Origin of the sequence: Bacillus sp. FSL K6-3431 (genome assembly GCF_038002605.1) — a bacterium.
Lineage (GTDB): Bacteria > Bacillota > Bacilli > Bacillales > Bacillaceae_C > Lederbergia.
Genome location: NZ_JBBOCT010000001.1, coordinates 3,283,368 through 3,301,336 on the forward strand (window position 1 = coordinate 3,283,368; position 17,969 = coordinate 3,301,336).

At 35.4% G+C, this 17,969-nt stretch carries 17 protein-coding genes; 4 read left to right on the forward strand and 13 right to left on the reverse strand.

What is annotated here, in order from left to right; translation table 11 throughout:
* Positions 1-140: 140 nt before the first annotated feature.
* Both MHB53_RS15860 and MHB53_RS15865 read right to left on the reverse strand, forming a co-directional pair.
* On the reverse strand, positions 141-338 hold the full coding sequence (locus MHB53_RS15860; protein WP_340920122.1) for a DUF951 domain-containing protein: 198 nt from the start codon (positions 336-338) through the stop codon (positions 141-143).
* Between the two features lie 3 nt (positions 339-341).
* Positions 342-1,196, reverse strand: a complete 855-nt coding sequence (locus MHB53_RS15865) for a mechanosensitive ion channel family protein (protein ID WP_340920124.1) — start codon at positions 1,194-1,196, stop codon at positions 342-344.
* A gap of 267 nt (positions 1,197-1,463) precedes the next feature.
* On the opposite strand from MHB53_RS15865, the gene yyaC reads away from it, so the two are divergent.
* Positions 1,464-2,087 (forward strand): spore protease YyaC, encoded by a 624-nt coding sequence (gene yyaC, locus MHB53_RS15870; protein ID WP_340920126.1) that lies wholly within the window; start codon positions 1,464-1,466, stop codon positions 2,085-2,087.
* Between the two features lie 140 nt (positions 2,088-2,227).
* Positions 2,228-2,812 (forward strand): hypothetical protein, encoded by a 585-nt coding sequence (locus tag MHB53_RS15875; protein WP_340920128.1) that lies wholly within the window; start codon positions 2,228-2,230, stop codon positions 2,810-2,812.
* A 290-nt stretch (positions 2,813-3,102) separates the two neighbouring features.
* On the opposite strand, the gene MHB53_RS15885 is transcribed toward MHB53_RS15875, so the two are convergent.
* The 11 genes from MHB53_RS15885 to rpmH all read right to left on the reverse strand — a co-directional run bounded on the left by MHB53_RS15885 (position 3,103) and on the right by rpmH (position 14,631).
* Entirely contained in the window at positions 3,103-3,942 is an 840-nt protein-coding gene (locus MHB53_RS15885; RefSeq protein ID WP_340920130.1) for a ParB/RepB/Spo0J family partition protein, read from the reverse strand.
* Entirely contained in the window at positions 3,935-4,696 is a 762-nt protein-coding gene (locus tag MHB53_RS15890) for a ParA family protein (RefSeq protein WP_340920132.1), read from the reverse strand. Before MHB53_RS15890 ends, MHB53_RS15885 begins: the two co-directional genes overlap by 8 nt.
* Before the next feature lie 317 nt (positions 4,697-5,013).
* Positions 5,014-5,868: a nucleoid occlusion protein gene (noc, locus tag MHB53_RS15895; RefSeq protein WP_340920134.1), complete on the reverse strand. Its 855-nt coding sequence runs from the start codon at positions 5,866-5,868 to the stop codon at positions 5,014-5,016.
* Between the two features lie 105 nt (positions 5,869-5,973).
* Positions 5,974-6,690, reverse strand: a complete 717-nt coding sequence (rsmG, locus tag MHB53_RS15900; protein WP_340920136.1) for a 16S rRNA (guanine(527)-N(7))-methyltransferase RsmG — start codon at positions 6,688-6,690, stop codon at positions 5,974-5,976.
* Positions 6,691-6,707: 17 nt separating this feature from the next.
* Entirely contained in the window at positions 6,708-8,603 is a 1,896-nt protein-coding gene (gene mnmG / locus MHB53_RS15905; protein ID WP_340920138.1) for a tRNA uridine-5-carboxymethylaminomethyl(34) synthesis enzyme MnmG, read from the reverse strand.
* A gap of 64 nt (positions 8,604-8,667) precedes the next feature.
* Positions 8,668-10,053 carry a tRNA uridine-5-carboxymethylaminomethyl(34) synthesis GTPase MnmE gene (gene mnmE, locus MHB53_RS15910; RefSeq protein WP_340920139.1) on the reverse strand — a complete coding sequence of 462 codons (1,386 nt, stop codon included), beginning with the start codon at positions 10,051-10,053 and terminating at the stop codon, positions 8,668-8,670.
* A 341-nt stretch (positions 10,054-10,394) separates the two neighbouring features.
* A complete protein-coding gene (locus tag MHB53_RS15915; protein WP_340920141.1) occupies positions 10,395-12,257 on the reverse strand; it encodes an LTA synthase family protein in 1,863 nt (620 codons plus the stop codon).
* Positions 12,258-12,439: 182 nt separating this feature from the next.
* Positions 12,440-13,078 (reverse strand): RNA-binding cell elongation regulator Jag/EloR, encoded by a 639-nt coding sequence (gene jag, locus MHB53_RS15920; RefSeq protein ID WP_340920143.1) that lies wholly within the window; start codon positions 13,076-13,078, stop codon positions 12,440-12,442.
* On the reverse strand, positions 13,075-13,866 hold the full coding sequence (spoIIIJ, locus tag MHB53_RS15925; RefSeq protein ID WP_340920145.1) for a YidC family membrane integrase SpoIIIJ: 792 nt from the start codon (positions 13,864-13,866) through the stop codon (positions 13,075-13,077). The genes jag and spoIIIJ overlap by 4 nt, the downstream gene beginning before the upstream one ends.
* Before the next feature lie 89 nt (positions 13,867-13,955).
* Positions 13,956-14,306 (reverse strand): ribonuclease P protein component, encoded by a 351-nt coding sequence (gene rnpA / locus MHB53_RS15930; protein WP_340920147.1) that lies wholly within the window; start codon positions 14,304-14,306, stop codon positions 13,956-13,958.
* A gap of 190 nt (positions 14,307-14,496) precedes the next feature.
* On the reverse strand, positions 14,497-14,631 hold the full coding sequence (gene rpmH, locus MHB53_RS15935; RefSeq protein WP_066144591.1) for a 50S ribosomal protein L34: 135 nt from the start codon (positions 14,629-14,631) through the stop codon (positions 14,497-14,499).
* A gap of 557 nt (positions 14,632-15,188) precedes the next feature.
* Between rpmH and dnaA the strand changes: the two genes are divergently transcribed.
* On the forward strand, positions 15,189-16,532 hold the full coding sequence (dnaA, locus tag MHB53_RS15940; protein ID WP_340920155.1) for a chromosomal replication initiator protein DnaA: 1,344 nt from the start codon (positions 15,189-15,191) through the stop codon (positions 16,530-16,532).
* Positions 16,533-16,724: 192 nt separating this feature from the next.
* Positions 16,725-17,861, forward strand: coding sequence for a DNA polymerase III subunit beta (gene dnaN, locus MHB53_RS15945; RefSeq protein ID WP_340920157.1), 1,137 nt, complete (start codon positions 16,725-16,727; stop codon positions 17,859-17,861).
* Positions 17,862-17,969 lie beyond the last annotated feature (108 nt).

The window sequence follows — 17,969 nt, forward strand, 5'->3', positions numbered from 1 at the left end:
AGCGCAAGCGCCTTGGTTAACACAGATTAGCACAAATATAGGATGCTTGACTTTATGGATGAAGGTATATATGAACACCAATCCGGATTACGACATCCTATGGCAACGACTGTATGATTTGTATCCTGTAGAACTCGAGATTATTCTTCGTGCCTTTGTAAAATCTTCTTAATTTTTCTAGAAAAGTCTTTGCGTGGTAACAAAACACTATGGTTACAGCCTTCACATTTTATCCGAATATCCATGCCCATTCTAATAATTTCCCAACGGTTTGTGCCACATGGATGAGCCTTTTTCATTTCAACAACATCATGAAGATTGAATTCCTTTTTTTCCAATTCCTATTCCCCCTGATGACTTTCCGTATTTTTTATTTCTGGAAGCTGTGAATCAAGCTCTAATTTTAACTCTCTGCGAATTTGACGAGCTATATACCAATGTTTTAACGGAATTGTTTCCGCTGTAATACGAAAGACTACTTCATCACCATTAAATCGTTCAATACCTAATAGCTCTGGAGTATCAATAATCTCTGCATATTTCTTCGGTAACCCCGATAAAAGTAGTTCAATGACACCTTCTACTTTATGTAAATCACCTTCGTAATTAATAGAAAAGTCTACTACTGCAATGCTATTATATATTGAAAAATTCGTTACCTCAGTAATACTTCCATTAGGAACAATATACAATTCCCCAGTCCAATTAAGAACCTTCGTTGTACGTAGTCCAATCTCCTGCACTTTTCCCGCAAATGAGTTTATTTTCACCTCATCACCAACGGAAAACTGATCTTCGAAAATAATAAAAAAGCCTGCAATAACATCCTTAACAAGGTTTTGTGCTCCAAAACCAACAGCCACACCTAAAATACCCGCACCTGCAAGTATCCCTTTAATATCAATCTCTAGCGTTGAAAGAATTGTAACAAAAGCAATAAAATAAATAGAATAAGTTAGGATATTTTGTAGTAATTTCACGAGGGTATTTTCTCGTCTTTCAGATATTCTTAACCGTGATTTTGATTTAATGTTTAACAAATTACCAATTGCAGCTTTTCCAACTCTTACAATCAATGTCGCTATAATAATAATGAGAATAATTTTTAAACCAGTTATACCAAATTTAATCCATAAATCTTGATCAAATATTTTTTCTTCAATAGATGAAAAAGTTTTCCCAATATTTTCCTTCATTAATGCTGCACCTACCCTTTACACTCGTTCAAAAGAACATAATGTGTATCTATTTTAACAACTTTCATATGAATTGCATAGATTGACGTCTAATTTCTTCTTTACCGTGTATAGAATAGAAATTTTCTCCGTATACTATCTTATATAAATAAATCGTATATCCTTAGTTAAAGAAAAACCACATCTGTAGCACTAGTCTCCCCCTACTAATGAAGCTGGGATACTGTTCCAATAGTAGAGAATTAAGTAAAGAAAGGGGTGAAATAGATGAAGCCACATCCTCTTTTAAGTAAAAATAACCAAAATGAATTTAGGGTAAAATTTGATGATCACGCATCAGATAAGTTAATTTCTAAACGCCTCATTGAGCTTCTTCCTCCAAGTAAATACCGAACAGTGGTTATCGTTTGTATTGGAACTGATCGATCAACAGGTGATTCGCTTGGCCCATTGGTTGGGACATTTCTTCAGGAAACAGGACTACGACGATTTCAATTATATGGAACTTTAGATGACCCGGTTCATGCTGTAAATCTAGATGAAAAATTACAACTTATTCATCATACTCATTTCCGCCCCTTTATTATTGGAATTGACGCTTGTCTCGGGAAATTAAGTAATATCGGTTCAATAAAACTTGGTATTGGCCCCGTCAAACCCGGCGCTGCAGTGAATAAAGAGCTTTCTCCGGTAGGAGACATTCATATTACAGGTGTAGTAAATGTCGGCGGGTATATGGAATTATTAGTTCTTCAAAATACGAGATTAAATCTAGTAATGAAAATGGCAAAGCAAATGGCAAATGCTATCATCAAAGCTGATAAAGAATATTACGATAAAATGTCATTTTTACAGTTAGAATGGGATATAGATCAAGAATCATCTATTTAATAAAAAAATAAACTTAGAAGGTATATCCCAATTGGAATTGCTCTTCTGAGTTTATTTTGCGTTTATCATATCACCTTGTCTTTTAATTGTGTATAATAAATTAATAACTGACTATTTCGCCAATAGGAAAGGAGTTTAATATGAACGTTATATTACAATACAATGGCATTATTTTACTGAATAGTTATTTACAGCGCTTATTTGTTTTTGAAAAAATAAATTCTATGTTAGAAAATTCGAATGAACATATTCAAATAAATACAATTTCCCCTTTACTTGACACGATTGAAGAAATAGGAAATGAATTTAACCGAACAAAGCAGTTATCACAAGAAGATAAAGAAAAAGCACACTTAATAATAGGTGAAACACGCAAATTAATGAAAACATACTTACATAATATATCTACTTATACAAATTTTGAAGAAAAAATTGCTATCGCAGCATCTACTATCTATGGTGAAGAGCATATTAACAATGGGGTAATTAAATTAGGTGAGTTATTTAATTCAGAGATCCTAGATCGATATATGCAACAGAAGCCATACCACCAAAAACGCGTCGCATTAATTAATCATATTGTACACAAAAAGGTAATTGATAATTTACTAACAGATGATGAAATGATACAAATAGAAAAATGGTATGATGACGTAATCCAAAACAAAAATGGAATAGAGTCTGACTTAGATACAATCAATCGATTTATTGACGGTAAAGAATAAAGAAAGAAATAACTAAAAGCCCAGAAGAAACGCTAAGACATAGCATTTTTTCCGGGCTTATGTTGCTTTCATTTTATCCGGAATCCGGTGTAGGAACTTTCCAAAAATTGTTCCTAATATAATACATATTCCATTCATCAACGTACCTAAAAGCACCATAATTTCACCTATTACGGCAAATCCCTTCAATTAAAGAGAAGGAGTAACGACTAGGAGCGCCACGGGTCTTGGCAAAATCGTTGTACTCGCATCATAAAGGCCACACACTTTAGGAGAAGGCGGAAATTATATCACTCAAGAATTTCTAAAATCCTAGCGAGATCCTCTTTCGTTAAGAACTCTATTTCTATTTTCCCTTTTCGTTTTGATTGCTTAATCGTAACTGTAGTACCAAACTTTTCCCGCAAACTATTCTCATAACCTTCTATAAATACATCTTTTTTAGGAATAGGCTCTTTTGTTTCACGTGGAACATTTTCATTCATTTCTTGTACTAGCTTCTCTAGCTGACGAACATTCAAGCCTTCTTTTACGATTTTTTCAGCAATAGATGTTATCTTTTCTTTTCTTTTCAGCCCTAGTAATGTACGTCCATGTCCCATTGAAAGCTTTCCATCAGTTATAAATAGTTGAATATGCTCAGGTAGTGATAACAGTCGAACGTGATTGGCGATATGCGGACGGCTTTTACCTAATCTTTTTGCTAGTTCTTCCTGTGTTATATGTAGCTTATCCAATAAAGTTTGATAGGCAGTAGCTTCCTCAATAGGGGTCAAGTCTTCCCTTTGTAGATTTTCTAACACTGCGAGTTCCATCATTTGACGATCATTCAATTCACGAACAACTGCAGGAATTGTTTCTAGTTTTGCTGCTTTAGCTGCACGAAATCGTCGCTCTCCCACAACAATTTCATAGCCTTTAATATTTTTTCTAATAATAATTGGCTGTAAAATCCCATGTTCTAAAATGGAGTTTTTCAATTCCTCAATCGCTTCCACCTCAAAGACCTTTCTAGGTTGGTAAGGATTAGGTTTAATTTCTTGTAAGTCTATTTCTCGTACCGCTTCTTCTTTATTAATATCCATATTTGCAAATAAAGCATTAATCCCTTTTCCGAGACCTTTAGCCATGTTCAGCCACTTCCTTTGCAAGTTCTAAATAAACTTCCGCACCTCTAGACTTTGGATCATAAACAATAACCGGCTCGCCATGACTTGGCGCCTCACTAAGCCGAATATTACGGGGTATTATTGTTTTAAATACTTTATTTTGAAAGTATTTTTTCACTTCCTGGATGACTTGAAGTCCCAAATTTGTTCGAGCATCGAGCATCGTTAATAAAACGCCTTCAATCATCAATTCATTATTTAAGTGTTTTTGTACTAAACGTACTGTATTTAAAAGCTGGCTTAATCCCTCTAGTGCATAATACTCACATTGAACTGGAATTAGTACAGAATCAGATGCAGTTAACGAATTGAGAGTGAGCAGGCCCAACGATGGAGGACAATCAATTAATATATAGTCATATTCATCTTTTACCTGATCCACGGCACGTTTTAATCGAACTTCTCTTGATATTGTAGGAACCAATTCAATTTCAGCGCCCGCAAGCTGAATAGTTGCCGGAACAATGGAGAAGTTTTCTAATTTAGTTGCTATTATTACATCTTTGATATCCACATCATCTACGAGTACATCGTAAATACATTGGTGGACATCACCTTTATCAACCCCAGCTCCGCTTGTTGCGTTTCCCTGAGGATCAATATCAATCAGGAGTACTTTCTTCCCAATATATGCTAAACAGGCCCCCAAATTAACTGAGGTGGTCGTTTTTCCGACGCCGCCTTTTTGATTGGCCATGGAAATAATCTTCCCCAACGATGTCACCTACCTTTTACTTCCTCTAAAAATAACTGTCTTATCTTCTATTCTAGCAAACAATTTCCTTCATTTACTGTTTAATACAAAAAAAGATTATGATTATAAATTTTTATAGAGAAAAGTGAGAAACTCGATCTGCAAGTTTCTCACTTTTAGAATTCAGCCCCTACACAACATAGTGAACTTAACAAATGTTCCATTTTTGTACATGCTTCGATGAACAAAGCGCTGTAGCTAAGGCTCGCACGATGCAAGTCACAACGGCGTTGCCACATGACGTGGTTACCTTGGCCGTTGTTCCTTTATTGTCTAGCTCAAGGCTTTTTCTTTGGTATTTTAATTGTAAATTGATAAAAGTCCTCGAATTCTTCTTCTTCAGCATCAAGATTAATCCCGCTATCGGTGACCATTGACAGTGATTGGCGAATTGTATTTACAGCTATACGCATATCCTTACTAACTGCTTTGCGCTTTGCCTTACGTTTAGGTGTTTCTGTAGACAAAAGTTTGACCACTTGTTCTTCTGTCTGCTTCACGTTTAAACTTTTTTCAATAATGAGTTCCATTACCTGAATTTGTTTTGTTGGATCCTTTAATGGAATCAATGCACGCGCATGGCGCTCTGTGATTCTTTTTTTCAATAATTCTGTTTGCACTTCTTCTGGTAACTTTAAAAGCCGTAGTTTATTGGCAACGGTTGATTGTCCTTTTCCAAGTCGCTGGGCCAAGGCTTCTTGAGTCAAATCATGAATTTCCAAAAGTTTTCCGTATGCCATCGCTTCCTCAATCGGCGTTAATTCCTCACGCTGAAGATTCTCAATCAATGCTACTGATGCAGTTTCGGCATCACTTAAATTTTTAATAATTGCCGGCACATCTGCCCAACCGAGCATCTGGACCGCACGAAAACGGCGTTCTCCTGCAATGATTTCAAATTGGTCACCGGATGATTCTCTAACCACAATTGGCTGGATAATTCCATGTGTATGAATCGTTCTAGCCAATTCCTCAATTTTTGACTCATCAAAAATCGTTCTTGGTTGGAATTGATTTGGAACAATATCAGTAACTGGTATTTTCCGTACTTCATCCCGCTCTTCTGCCACTTCTTTTTCTATCGGCAATTCCTTGTCGCTCAAACCAAATAAACGAGAGAAAGGATGCTTCATCCTTCTACACCACCTTAATAGAACTCCCTTTAATACATCATTCTATTTTATTTAGCATTATCCTGCAAAACAACTGCTAATTTCCTCGAAATTAGGCTAAACAGCTCACTCTAAAGGCATTTTATTTGGTGTACCGGGTTTTCGGGGAAATTTATTAGGCGTTTTTTTGATTTTCTTAATTACGATAATATTTCGCTCACTATCCTCTATCGGCAATGTAAAAGAATGCACTGTAGATAGCTTCCCCCCGAGTTGTTTGATTGCATTATCAGCTGCAGTCAGCTCTTCCTCAGCATTAGCTGCTTTCATAGCTATGAACTGACCTCCCTGTTTTACTAAAGGTAAACACAGTTCGCTTAATACTGACATTCTTGCTACTGCCCGTGCTGTTACGATATCAAATTGTTCTCGAAATGCTTGATTTTTTGCAAATGTTTCCGCTCTATCATGATAAAAATGAGTGTTTACTAATCCTAGCTCTTTAGATAAATGTTCCAAAAAAGTAATTCTTTTGTTCAAAGAATCTACAATGGTAATATTTAAATTTGGATAACAAATTTTCATTGGTATACTAGGAAATCCAGCGCCAGCTCCAACATCACATAATTTGATCGGTTGTTGAAGATCCACAAAAAAAGCCGCACTCACTGAATCAAAAAAGTGTTTTAAATACACTTCTTCTTTTTCAGTGATTGCTGTCAAATTCATTTTTTCATTCCATTCAACAAGTAATTCGAAGTATCTCTCAAATTGTTCAAGTTGACGTGAATCAAGGACAATTCCTTGATCTTTTAACTTGTCTATAAATACATCTTTATTCATCTAGAATTCATTCCTTTTTAAACATCTCCAGATACTCGGGCAATTTTCCCATGTTCAATATATACAAGTAAAATTGAAATATCAGCAGGATTAACCCCTGCAATCCGTGAAGCCTGGGCTATTGAAAGCGGGCGTACTTCATTGAGTTTATGACGAGCCTCTGTAGCGATTCCATTGATGGCATCATAATCAATATTTTCAGGGATCTTTTTGTCTTCTAATTTTTTAAGTCTTTCCACTTGCTGTAGGGATTTATTAATATATCCTTCATATTTGATCTGGATCTCAACTTGTTCTGTTACATCTTTAGGTAAGTTGCTATCCGCCGGTATTATTTCATGAATGTGTTTATATGACATTTCTGTCCTTTTTAATAAATCGGATGCGCGAATCCCATCTTTTAATTCACTTCCACCTTCCCGACGTATCACATCTTGCACTTCTTCATTCGGTTTTAAAATAGTAGAACGAAGTCGATTTATCTCATCTTCTATTGCTGATTTTTTCTCAATATATTTATTATAACGTTTATCTGAAATAAGTCCTATTTCGTGGCCAATTTCAGTCAAACGTAAATCGGCGTTATCATGGCGAAGTAATAGTCGATATTCTGCTCTTGAAGTAAGCAAACGATATGGTTCATTTGTGCCTTTTGTTACAAGGTCATCAATTAATACTCCGATATAGCCATCAGAGCGACTTAAAATAACTTCTTCTTTGCCCAATATATTTCTTGCTGCATTGATCCCAGCCATAATACCTTGTGCAGCAGCTTCCTCATATCCTGATGTCCCATTAATTTGCCCAGCTGTATACAAGTTTTTAATTTTCTTTGTTTCCAATGTTGGCCATAGCTGTGTAGGTATAATCGCATCATACTCAATCGCATAGCCTGGTCTCATCATGCGGGCATTTTCCAAGCCCGGAACTGAAGTAATCAACTCATGTTGAATTTCTTCCGGCATGCTTGTGGAAAGTCCTTGTACGTACACTTCATTCGTATTACGTCCTTCAGGTTCAAGAAAAACTTGATGACGTGGCTTATCATGAAAACGAACGACTTTATCTTCAATAGAAGGACAATAGCGGGCGCCAGTTCCCTTTACCATACCTGAAAACATCGGTGAACGATGCAAGTTTTCGTCAATAAGCTGATGTGTTTTTGCAGTCGTATATGTGAGCCAGCACGGTAATTGATCTGTTATGAATTCAGTTGTTTCATAACTAAATGCTAACGGTTCATCATCACCAGGTTGAATTTCCGTTTTACTATAATCAATTGTTTTACTGTTAATTCTCGGTGGCGTCCCTGTTTTAAAGCGAGCCAATTCAAAACCCAATTGTTCAAGGTGTTCGGAAAGCTTAATCGATGGTTGTTGATTATTGGGACCGCTTGAATATTTCAATTCACCTAAAATGATTTCTCCCCGGAGGAATGTACCTGTTGTAATAATGACGGATTTCGCACGATAAACCGCTCCTGTTTTTGCTACTACACCCTTACATTCTTCATTTTCTACGATCAATTCATCAACCATTCCTTGAAGTAAGGTAAGGTTTCGTTCATTTTCCAATGTGTTCTTCATTTCATGTTGATATTGAAATTTATCTGCTTGTGCACGTAATGCTTGTACAGCTGGTCCCTTTCCTGTATTTAGCATGCGCATTTGAATATACGTTTTATCTAGGTTTTTTGCCATTTCTCCACCAAGTGCATCAATCTCACGAACGACAACCCCTTTAGCTGGACCTCCAACAGATGGGTTACATGGCATAAAAGCTACCATATCAAGATTAAGCGTAAGCATTAACGTATTTGCGCCCATTCGAGCAGCCGCTAAGCCCGCTTCACACCCGGCATGGCCTGCACCAATCACAATAACATCATATTGGCCTGCCTCATATTGTTTCATAATTAAATTGAACCTCCTTAAATTTCAAGACCCACACGACGTGGCGTCCTTAGCCGTTGTTCCTCTACTTCCCTAAGCAAAATTGGGAGAATAGCTCATTTATTAAGCTTTCCTGAACTGTATCGCCAATTATTTCTCCAAGTAATTCCCATGTACGGGTTAAATCTATTTGAATAATATCGATGGGTGTTCCAAAGTCTATACCCGATAGCACATCCTCTATAGCTTGTAACGCTTGATGTAGTAGAGCAATGTGGCGATTATTCGATACATAAGTAATATCTGCTGCTTCAAGTTTGCCTTGAAAAAACATGCCTGCTATCGCTTGTTCTAGATCATCAATTCCTTCTTCTTCTAATAATGAAGTCGTAACAATTTGATGACTTTCAGCAATTTCTCTGACGCGATCCATATTTATTTGTTGTGGTAAATCTGTTTTATTTATAATAACGATGACATCCATCTTTTCGACTGCAGCAAAAAGCTGTTCATCTTCGATTGTAAGTTCGTCCGCAGAATTAAGTACGAGTAAAATTAAATCGGCTTTCTTTAAAACTTGTCTTGAACGCTCTACACCAATTCGTTCTACAATGTCTTCCGTTTCCCTAATTCCTGCCGTATCAACCAATCTTAGTGGTACTCCACGTACATTTACATATTCTTCAATGACATCCCTAGTTGTCCCAGGTACATCTGTCACGATTGCTTTATTTTCTTGAACCAAACTATTCAATAAGGATGATTTACCAACATTTGGCCTTCCAATAATAACAGTGGAAAGACCTTCACGTAAAATTTTTCCTTGCTCTGAAGTTTGGATTAATTTTTGAAGTTCACCCTTTATATACGTGGCCTTATCAACAAGCATTCGATGGGTCATTTCTTCAACATCATCATATTCAGGGTAATCAATATTGACCTCAACATGTGCTACTGTATCAATAATCTCCTGCCTAAGCCCTTTAATCAGTTTTGATAGACGTCCTTCCATTTGTCCTAGGGCAACACCCATAGCTCGGTCTGTCTTTGCTCTAATCAAGTCCATAACCGCTTCCGCTTGTGATAAATCAATTCGACCATTAAGAAATGCACGTTTTGTAAATTCGCCAGGTTCGGCTAGTTGTGCTCCCGCATTTAATACTAGCTGCAGCACTCGATTAACAGAAACAATGCCACCGTGACAGTTAATTTCTACAACATCTTCCCGAGTAAAAGTGCGTGGACCTTTCATCACACTGACCATAACTTCCTCTGCCGTTTCTTGTGACTTTGGATCAATAATTCTACCATAGTGAATCGTATGTGATGGTACCTCTACAAGTTTACTTCCCCCTGCACTACGAAAAACTTGATCCGCAATTTTGATCGCTTCATCCCCACTTAAGCGTACAATAGCAATTGCTCCCTCACCCATGGGAGTAGAAATGGCGGTTATAGTTTCAAATTCCATCTTCTCCACCCCTCTTTCTCGTATTGACATTTATCTCATCATGCAGTTGCATGAAATTTATCATTTATAGGATATTTATCCCCAATATAATAGAGTAACAAAATTTCTATCTATATAAAAGAATATTTTACAGATGTAAAATATTACCCACATTTACAATGTAGTATTCCTTATTTTAACTTATCCACATGTGAATAACAATACGGCGTACTTATTTGTAAATTATCAATTGATGGCTATTCTTAATGAACGATAAAAAAACCTTGGCATTTAACCAAGGTTTCGTCAAATTATCTGGAATTTAGTTTATAATCGACAGCTTATTTCTTCCGCTATTTACCTTAATCATGTATAAATTTTAATAAATCACCAAAAATTACTTTATCCGAATAATTTAATTCTCGCTGAACCTGTTCAAAATATGGCGTGCATTTATTTCGTTTCACTTTCTCCCCTGTCTTTATACTAAGGCACTCTCCTTCACTAAATAAATGGTTAGAAGTAGCAAAGCTTCCATCTCGAAATATGACTAGGTTTTTATGATCATCCGCGAGTAAACTTGTACCAAATGCTACTGTTTCATCTTTTTTATCAATACCCAGTAAATCAAGAATGGTCGTTCTCAGATCTATTTGACCCCCAACCGTCTCGATAACCTGCCCTTCCAACCCTGGAATATGAATAATTAGCGGCACCTTTTGTAATTCCATATGATCTGCAGACGTTATTTGTTTATTCAAGACTTCCCCAAGTGCATCATAATAATTTCTTGAAATACCATAATGATCACCAACCAAGACAAATATAGAATTATTATATAACTCCGTTCCCTTTATTTGTTTAAAAAAGGTCTTAATCGCTTCATCTTCATAACGGACAGTTGTAAAATATCTATTCACTACACCTTGATCTGTTTCTGCTTCATCCATAAATAAATCTTCTGGTTCTAACAAAAACGGAAAGTGATTTGTTAATGTTAATAGTTTAGAATAAAAAGGTTGGGGTAAAGATTGTAAATACGGAACAGACTGTTGTAAGAATGGAATATCTTTTAATCCATAATTCACGGAATTATCATCATTTACTTCAAAATATTCCTTTGAATAAAATTCATCATATCCAAGTGATTCATACATGACCGAGCGATTCCAAAACTGTGCGTCATTACCATGAAAAGAAGCTGAAAAGTAATCCTTTTCTTTCAGAATTTGAGGTAAACTATAAAACACATTTTGTGGTCTTCTAACAAACACGGATCCCCCCGGAAGAGGATAAAGACTATTATCAATAATAAATTCAGCATCAGATGTTTTTCCTTGAGCTGTCTGATGATAGAAATTCGTGAAATACAAACTTTCTTCTTTCATTTTATTCAAAAAAGGTGTAACTTCTTGACTATTAATTTGTCTATCTATCACAAACGATTGAGTAGACTCTAGGAAAATCATTACAACATTTTTATTTTTAGCTATCCCATGTAATTCAGATGCTTTAGACTGTTTTTGTTTCTTATCCGTATAATTTTTAATCTCCAATATTTCCGTCCCATCAGCAAAGGCACTATTTACTGTGTTTTTGGAGTATGCAAGTAAATCATATAAATGATAATGATAGAGACCAAGTGACTTTACCATTAATTCCCTATCATACGATTTATTCCAAAAGCCAGTATTAATAATTAATGTTAAAACTAGCGGAGCAATTATTATCACACATGCCATTTTTCGCCATACACTTCTTTTTCCTGATAGTTGTGGAAGCCGTTTATTCTTTAAGAGCATAACTAGGATTACAATATCAAGAAATAATAATACATCAAAGATACTTATCAATTCCAATGTACTTTGGCTAAGCCCACCGACATTTTGGAATTGCAACAATACTGGTACGGTTATAAAATCAATATAAAATCGGTAATACAAGACATTTCCAAATAATAAAAAGGTAAGTATTATATGTATTATAAGTAGTGCAGCTATTCTCCTTTTCTTTGAAAACGCAAATCCAATGCCAAGAAGAAGTGTAGCCGATCCAAGTGAGGTTAAGGCTAAGGCTATTCCTTCACTCCATGACTGAACATTTATATGAAATACCCATATATAAAGCGCACCCATTTTCAACCAAAGAAATAAGACCGAAAGTATGTATAATGATATATCTTCACTTTGTTTTACTTCAATCAATTGTAAAAAATTTCTCCTCATATTCTCACTTCCTAATTATTCATTCTCTTATTTTAACATTATTATTTTAATAATCACTAAATAATACCATTACTCTTACTATTGACGATTTAGACATGATGAAAGTTTCAAAATGAGGTAAAACAAAAAGAACCTCCAATTTAGAAAGGTTCTTTTTATACTTTGTTTATTTCAGGTGCGATTTATTGATTTTTCTCTTTCAACCGAGGTTCAATTACAACATAACGTTTAGGTTCTTCCCCTTTTGAAAGAGTTTGGATATTCTTATTATTTGAAAGCGCAGTATGAACAACTTTTCGTTCATAATTTGGCATTGGTTCTAATAAAACAGGTTTTTTAAGGTGTAGTGCTTTTGATGCAAGCCGCTCAGCCAATTGAATCAATGTTTCTTTGCGTCTTTCTCGATAATCTTCTGGATTCAAAATAATTGTAATATAGTGTTTGGAATGTCGATTTGCCGCCAATTGAGTTAAATATTGTAGCGAATTAACAGTTTGTCCTCTTTTACCTATTAACAATCCCATTTTTTCACCAGAGATATGAAAAGTAACATTTCGTTCATCTTCTTGAACTGTTTCTATTTCAGCATCAATTTCCATATGCTTTAATACAGTTAGCAGATATTCCTTGGCAGTTTCTACTGCATCCGGCTTCATCGTAACTTCTACAACTGCTGGACGAGAACCAAATAAACCAAACAGCCCTCTTTTTCCCTCATCTACGATATTGATGTCTATTGTTTCTCTTGTTGCGTTTAGTTGAGCCAGTGCGGATTCTACTGCTTCCTCGACGGTCTGTCCTGTAGCAGTGATTTCTCTCACTTTTTAGCTCCCCCCGCTCCTCCATCTGTTTCTTTCACTTTTCCCACAACTGGCGATTTAATAAAATAAGTTTGAGCAATCATAAAAATATTACCTACTACCCAATAAAGCGCAAGTGCTGCTGGGAAGTTCACAGCAAAGATTAAGATCATAGCTGGCATGATGTATAACATCATTTGCATTTGTGGGTTTTGCCCCGACATACCAGACATCATAATTTTCTGTTGTAAAAACGTCGTTGCACCAGCAATAATCGGTAATAAATAAATAGGATCCGGTGCACCAAGGTCAAACCAAAGGAAGTCGCCCGCTTTCCCAATTCCTTCTGTTCTAATAATTGCTTGATAGAATCCAATTAAAATTGGCATTTGAACAAGTAATGGAAAACAGCCTGCAAGTGGATTAACTTTATGCGTTTGGAAAAGCTGCATTGTTTCTTGTTGCAATTGTTGTTGTGTTTTTTGATCTTTTGAACTGTACTTTTCTTTTAATTTCTTCATTTCTGGCTGAAGAGCCTGCATTGCCTTTGAATTTCTTGTTTGTTTAATCATCAATGGCAAAATAGCCAAACGAATTAAAAGTGTGACGATAATAATAGATAAGCCGTAGCTGTTACCCAATATTTCTGCTACTGTAGTAATAAGCCAAGAAAGCGGATAAACAATATATTCACTCCAAAATCCCGTACTTTCAGCTGTTATATAGTTAGGGTTATCAATTGTTGCACAACCTGTTGCTATCAGCATTAACACTAAGATTGCTGACATCAATAATATTCTTTTTTTCAAGCCTTTTTTCCTCCCTACTCACCTGAAATCACTATATCGGATATTTTAACACCTTTTAATGCTAATAGTAAAAAAACTGATATCTTTTTTTACTTTTCCCTACTTTTTAAACATTTTCCTAATCTAAGCACATGCTCCAGACTTTTTTTCACTGTATGATAATCCATTACAGCAACAGGTTTCCTGGCGATAATTACATAATCTTTCCCCGGTACCACATGCTCCGATAATTCATGAAAAACCTGGCGGACATAGCGTTTAATATGATTTCTTACTACTGCATTTCCGATTTTTTTACTAACTGATAAACCTAATCTATAGTTCTTTTGTTCCTCTTTGTTCAATATATATATAACAAACTGCCTGTTTGCAACCGATTTCCCTTTTTTGAAAACAGCTTGGAAGTCATCATTTTTCTTAATTCTAAAAGCTTTTTTCATACATTCACCCGCAATTTAAATCTATTAAAAACATTATTATAAGCACGGCACTTTATCATTATTTCTATAGAACTAGCCTCTTAAAGAAATTTTGTTTATAAGAGGCTAGCATCCTGCAGATCAGAAAAATAGTTTTTCCGTGTTTCCCATCATTTATTAGAAAAAAAGACCACTGAGACGTTTCAGTGGTCTACGCTGATAACACTTTTCTTCCTTTGCGACGACGAGCAGCCAAAATGTTGCGGCCAGTTTTTGAACTCATGCGCGCACGGAAACCGTGTACTTTGCTTCTTTTACGTTTATTTGGTTGGAAAGTTCTTTTCATACTATGACACCTCCTCGAAGGTAAAAAAAAATTCAATTCCAGACATACTAATCAATTATAAAGACCTAAGCAAATGATTGTCAACCCTTCATTCAAATTTCCCCTATTTTTTTGAAGTATATTTACTAAACTTCTCATTAATTTTAGGTTGTGGATAGATTTCGACACTGTTTTTATTATCCACAACACATATCGACAGCTTTTTCACAAACTAAGTGGCTGTGGACAATTTTAATTCACTGGCCATTAGGTTTGTGGATAATTTTCTTTGTGCATTGCTAAGCTTGCTTTTATTTGTTATGATTATGATGTTTTCACTCTGAATACATTTTGTGGGTAATTCACTTATCCCCAGATTGTGGATAAGATGTGGATAGTTTATTCACCATCGATGGATAAACTTGTCCACATTGCGTGGATGATGTCGAAAACCACTTCTCTTCCTTATTATATGTTTTCCACATTCATAGATTTGTATAATTATTAATATGAGTAAATTTGGTGAGAAACAGTTATATAACAGAAGATATAAAAGTTTATGTAAAGGAGGTATAGCTTTGGAGAATATAACTGATCTTTGGGATCAGGTCCTGATAAACATTGAAAAAAAGGTTAGTAAACCTAGTTTCGATACTTGGTTGAAATTTACGAAGGCTCACGTATTGCAAGGAGATACAATGGTTATTACTGCTCCAAATGAATTTGCTAGGGACTGGCTTGAAGGTAGATACTCCCAACTAATCTCAGGATTGCTGTATGAGATTATTGGAGAAGAGCTAAATGTGAAATTTATTATTCCACCCCAGCAAGAAGATGAAGATAATATTCCTCCCGTCGCAAACGATGTTAAAAATAATGAAGCTACAGATATTTATCAAAGTATGTTAAATCCCAAATATACATTCGACACCTTTGTTATTGGCTCCGGTAATCGCTTTGCACACGCAGCATCACTTGCTGTAGCAGAGGCTCCAGCAAATGCGTATAATCCTTTATTCATTTATGGAGGAGTTGGTATGGGTAAAACCCATTTAATGCACGCAATCGGCCACTATGTTCAAGAGCATAATCCAGCCGCAAAAGTAGTGTATTTGTCCTCTGAAAAGTTTACAAATGAATTTATCAACTCAATCCGCGATAATAAGGCTGTTGATTTTCGAAATAAATATCGAAATGCTGATGTTCTATTAATCGATGATATTCAATTTTTAGCTGGAAAAGAACAAACACAAGAGGAATTTTTCCATACATTTAATACTTTGCATGAAGAAAGCAAACAAATTGTCATTTCAAGTGATCGTCCTCCGAAAGAAATACCTACACTTGAAGATCGTTTAAGATCTAGATTTGAATGGGGACTAATTACTGATATTACACCCCCAGATCTTGAAACACGAATTGCCATTTTACGCAAAAAAGCGAAGGCTGATGGCCTTGATATTCCAAATGAAGTCATGCTATACATTGCTAATCAAATTGACTCGAATATCAGGGAATTAGAAGGTGCTCTTATTAGGGTTGTTGCGTATTCATCGCTAATTAATAAAGATATCAATGCGGATCTAGCAGCTGAAGCATTAAAAAATATTATTCCCAGCTCAAAACCAAAGGTCATTACTATCTTAGATATTCAAAAAATGATCGGTGCTGAATATAATATAAAACTTGAAGATTTTAAAGCGAAAAAACGTACACAGTCAATCGCCTTTCCACGTCAAATTGCTATGTTTTTATCTCGCGAAATGACAGATTTTTCTCTTCCTAAAATTGGAGAAGAATTTGGAGGCCGTGATCATACTACAGTTATTCATGCCCATGAAAAGATTTCAAAAATGTTGGCTTCTGACCCTGAATTTCATAGTAAAATAGAAGAAATTCGTGAGTCTCTAAAAAAACAATAATGGGGATTATGTGTATAACTGTGCCTATATTGCACACAGTCTGTCCACATGGGGATAGACTGTGTTTTCAAACGATTAACATAGTTATCCACATATCCACAAGCCCTACTACTATTACTACTATCTTTTCTTTTAAAAATAACTATATATACTGGCTTAATAGCCAAATTTTTAGACTTGGAGGAACATAGCATGAAATTCATCATTCAGCGAGATCGTCTTATTGATAATGTACAGGACGTGATGAAAGCCATTTCTACAAGAACAACCATCCCAATCCTTACAGGGATTAAAATTATTGCATCTGAAGAAGGAGTAACTTTTACTGGAAGTGACTCTGACATATCGATTGAATCTTTTATACCTACAGAAGAAGCAGGTATTGAAATAATTGAAATAATGCAAACTGGTGGAATCGTATTAAACGCTAAGTTTTTTGGAGAAATTGTTCGAAAGCTTCCGATGGATACCGTAGAAATTGAAGTTTTAAATCATCATCAAACAATTATTAGATCGGGAAAAGCTGAATTTAACTTAAATGGTCAAGATCCTGATGAATATCCGCATCTACCGCAAATTTCTGAGGAAAATGTTTTTTCTATACCAACCGATTTGCTAAAAACATTAGTCAGACAAACTGTATTTGCAGTGTCCACCTCAGAAACACGCCCTATCTTGACAGGTGTAAACTGGCAGATTACAGAGGGTATTCTTACTTGTACAGCAACAGACAGCCATAGGCTTGCTATGAGAACTGCTCCAATAGAAATTGACCCTGCGGTTTCATATACGGCTGTTATTCCAGGAAAAAGTTTAATTGAATTAAGTAAAATATTAGATGATTCTAATGATCCAGTTGAAATTGTATTTACGGAAAACCAAATTCTTTTTAAATCAAAAAACATTTTATTCTTTTCACGGAGATTGGAAGGAAATTATCCTGATACCTCAAGATTAATTCCGACAGAGAGTAAAACAGAACTTGTTTTACACGCACGTGAATTCCTTCAAGCGATCGATCGTGCTTCCTTGCTTGCACGTGGGGAAAGAAATAACGTTGTAAAATTAGCTACACTTGAAGGGAAAATTATAGAAGTTTCCTCAAACACCCCTGAAATTGGAAATGTAATTGAAGAAATTCAAAGTGAATCGATTGAGGGAGAAGAACTAAAAATATCATTTAGTGCAAAATATATGATGGATGCTTTAAGAGCACTAGAAGGTACAAATATAACTATTAGCTTTACCGGTGCGATGAGGCCATTTATCATTCGTTCTGCAGAGGATACTTCCATCTTGCAGCTGATCCTACCAGTTCGTACATTCTAAAAAAGTGGTTACTCTTCTATTTCGCTTATTTTAATCATAAAAGGTCCTGCCCATAAAGGTGGGGTTTTTTGTGATTATAGAAAATTGGATCTACATGGACATATTACG

Excerpts from the sequence above, each read along its gene's own strand:
- MHB53_RS15865 (WP_340920124.1), bottom strand. The coding sequence starts at position 1,196 with ATGAAGGAAAATATTGGGAAAACTTTTTCATCTATTGAAGAAAAAATA.
- yyaC (WP_340920126.1), top strand. The coding sequence starts at position 1,464 with ATGAAGCCACATCCTCTTTTAAGTAAAAATAACCAAAATGAATTTAGG.
- MHB53_RS15875 (WP_340920128.1), top strand. The coding sequence starts at position 2,228 with ATGAACGTTATATTACAATACAATGGCATTATTTTACTGAATAGTTAT.
- MHB53_RS15885 (WP_340920130.1), bottom strand. The coding sequence starts at position 3,942 with ATGGCTAAAGGTCTCGGAAAAGGGATTAATGCTTTATTTGCAAATATG.
- noc (WP_340920134.1), bottom strand. The coding sequence starts at position 5,868 with ATGAAGCATCCTTTCTCTCGTTTATTTGGTTTGAGCGACAAGGAATTG.
- rsmG (WP_340920136.1), bottom strand. The coding sequence starts at position 6,690 with ATGAATAAAGATGTATTTATAGACAAGTTAAAAGATCAAGGAATTGTC.
- mnmG (WP_340920138.1), bottom strand. The coding sequence starts at position 8,603 with ATGAAACAATATGAGGCAGGCCAATATGATGTTATTGTGATTGGTGCA.
- mnmE (WP_340920139.1), bottom strand. The coding sequence starts at position 10,053 with ATGGAATTTGAAACTATAACCGCCATTTCTACTCCCATGGGTGAGGGA.
- MHB53_RS15915 (WP_340920141.1), bottom strand. The coding sequence starts at position 12,257 with ATGAGGAGAAATTTTTTACAATTGATTGAAGTAAAACAAAGTGAAGAT.
- rnpA (WP_340920147.1), bottom strand. The coding sequence starts at position 14,306 with ATGAAAAAAGCTTTTAGAATTAAGAAAAATGATGACTTCCAAGCTGTT.
- rpmH (WP_066144591.1), bottom strand. The coding sequence starts at position 14,631 with ATGAAAAGAACTTTCCAACCAAATAAACGTAAAAGAAGCAAAGTACAC.
- dnaN (WP_340920157.1), top strand. The coding sequence starts at position 16,725 with ATGAAATTCATCATTCAGCGAGATCGTCTTATTGATAATGTACAGGAC.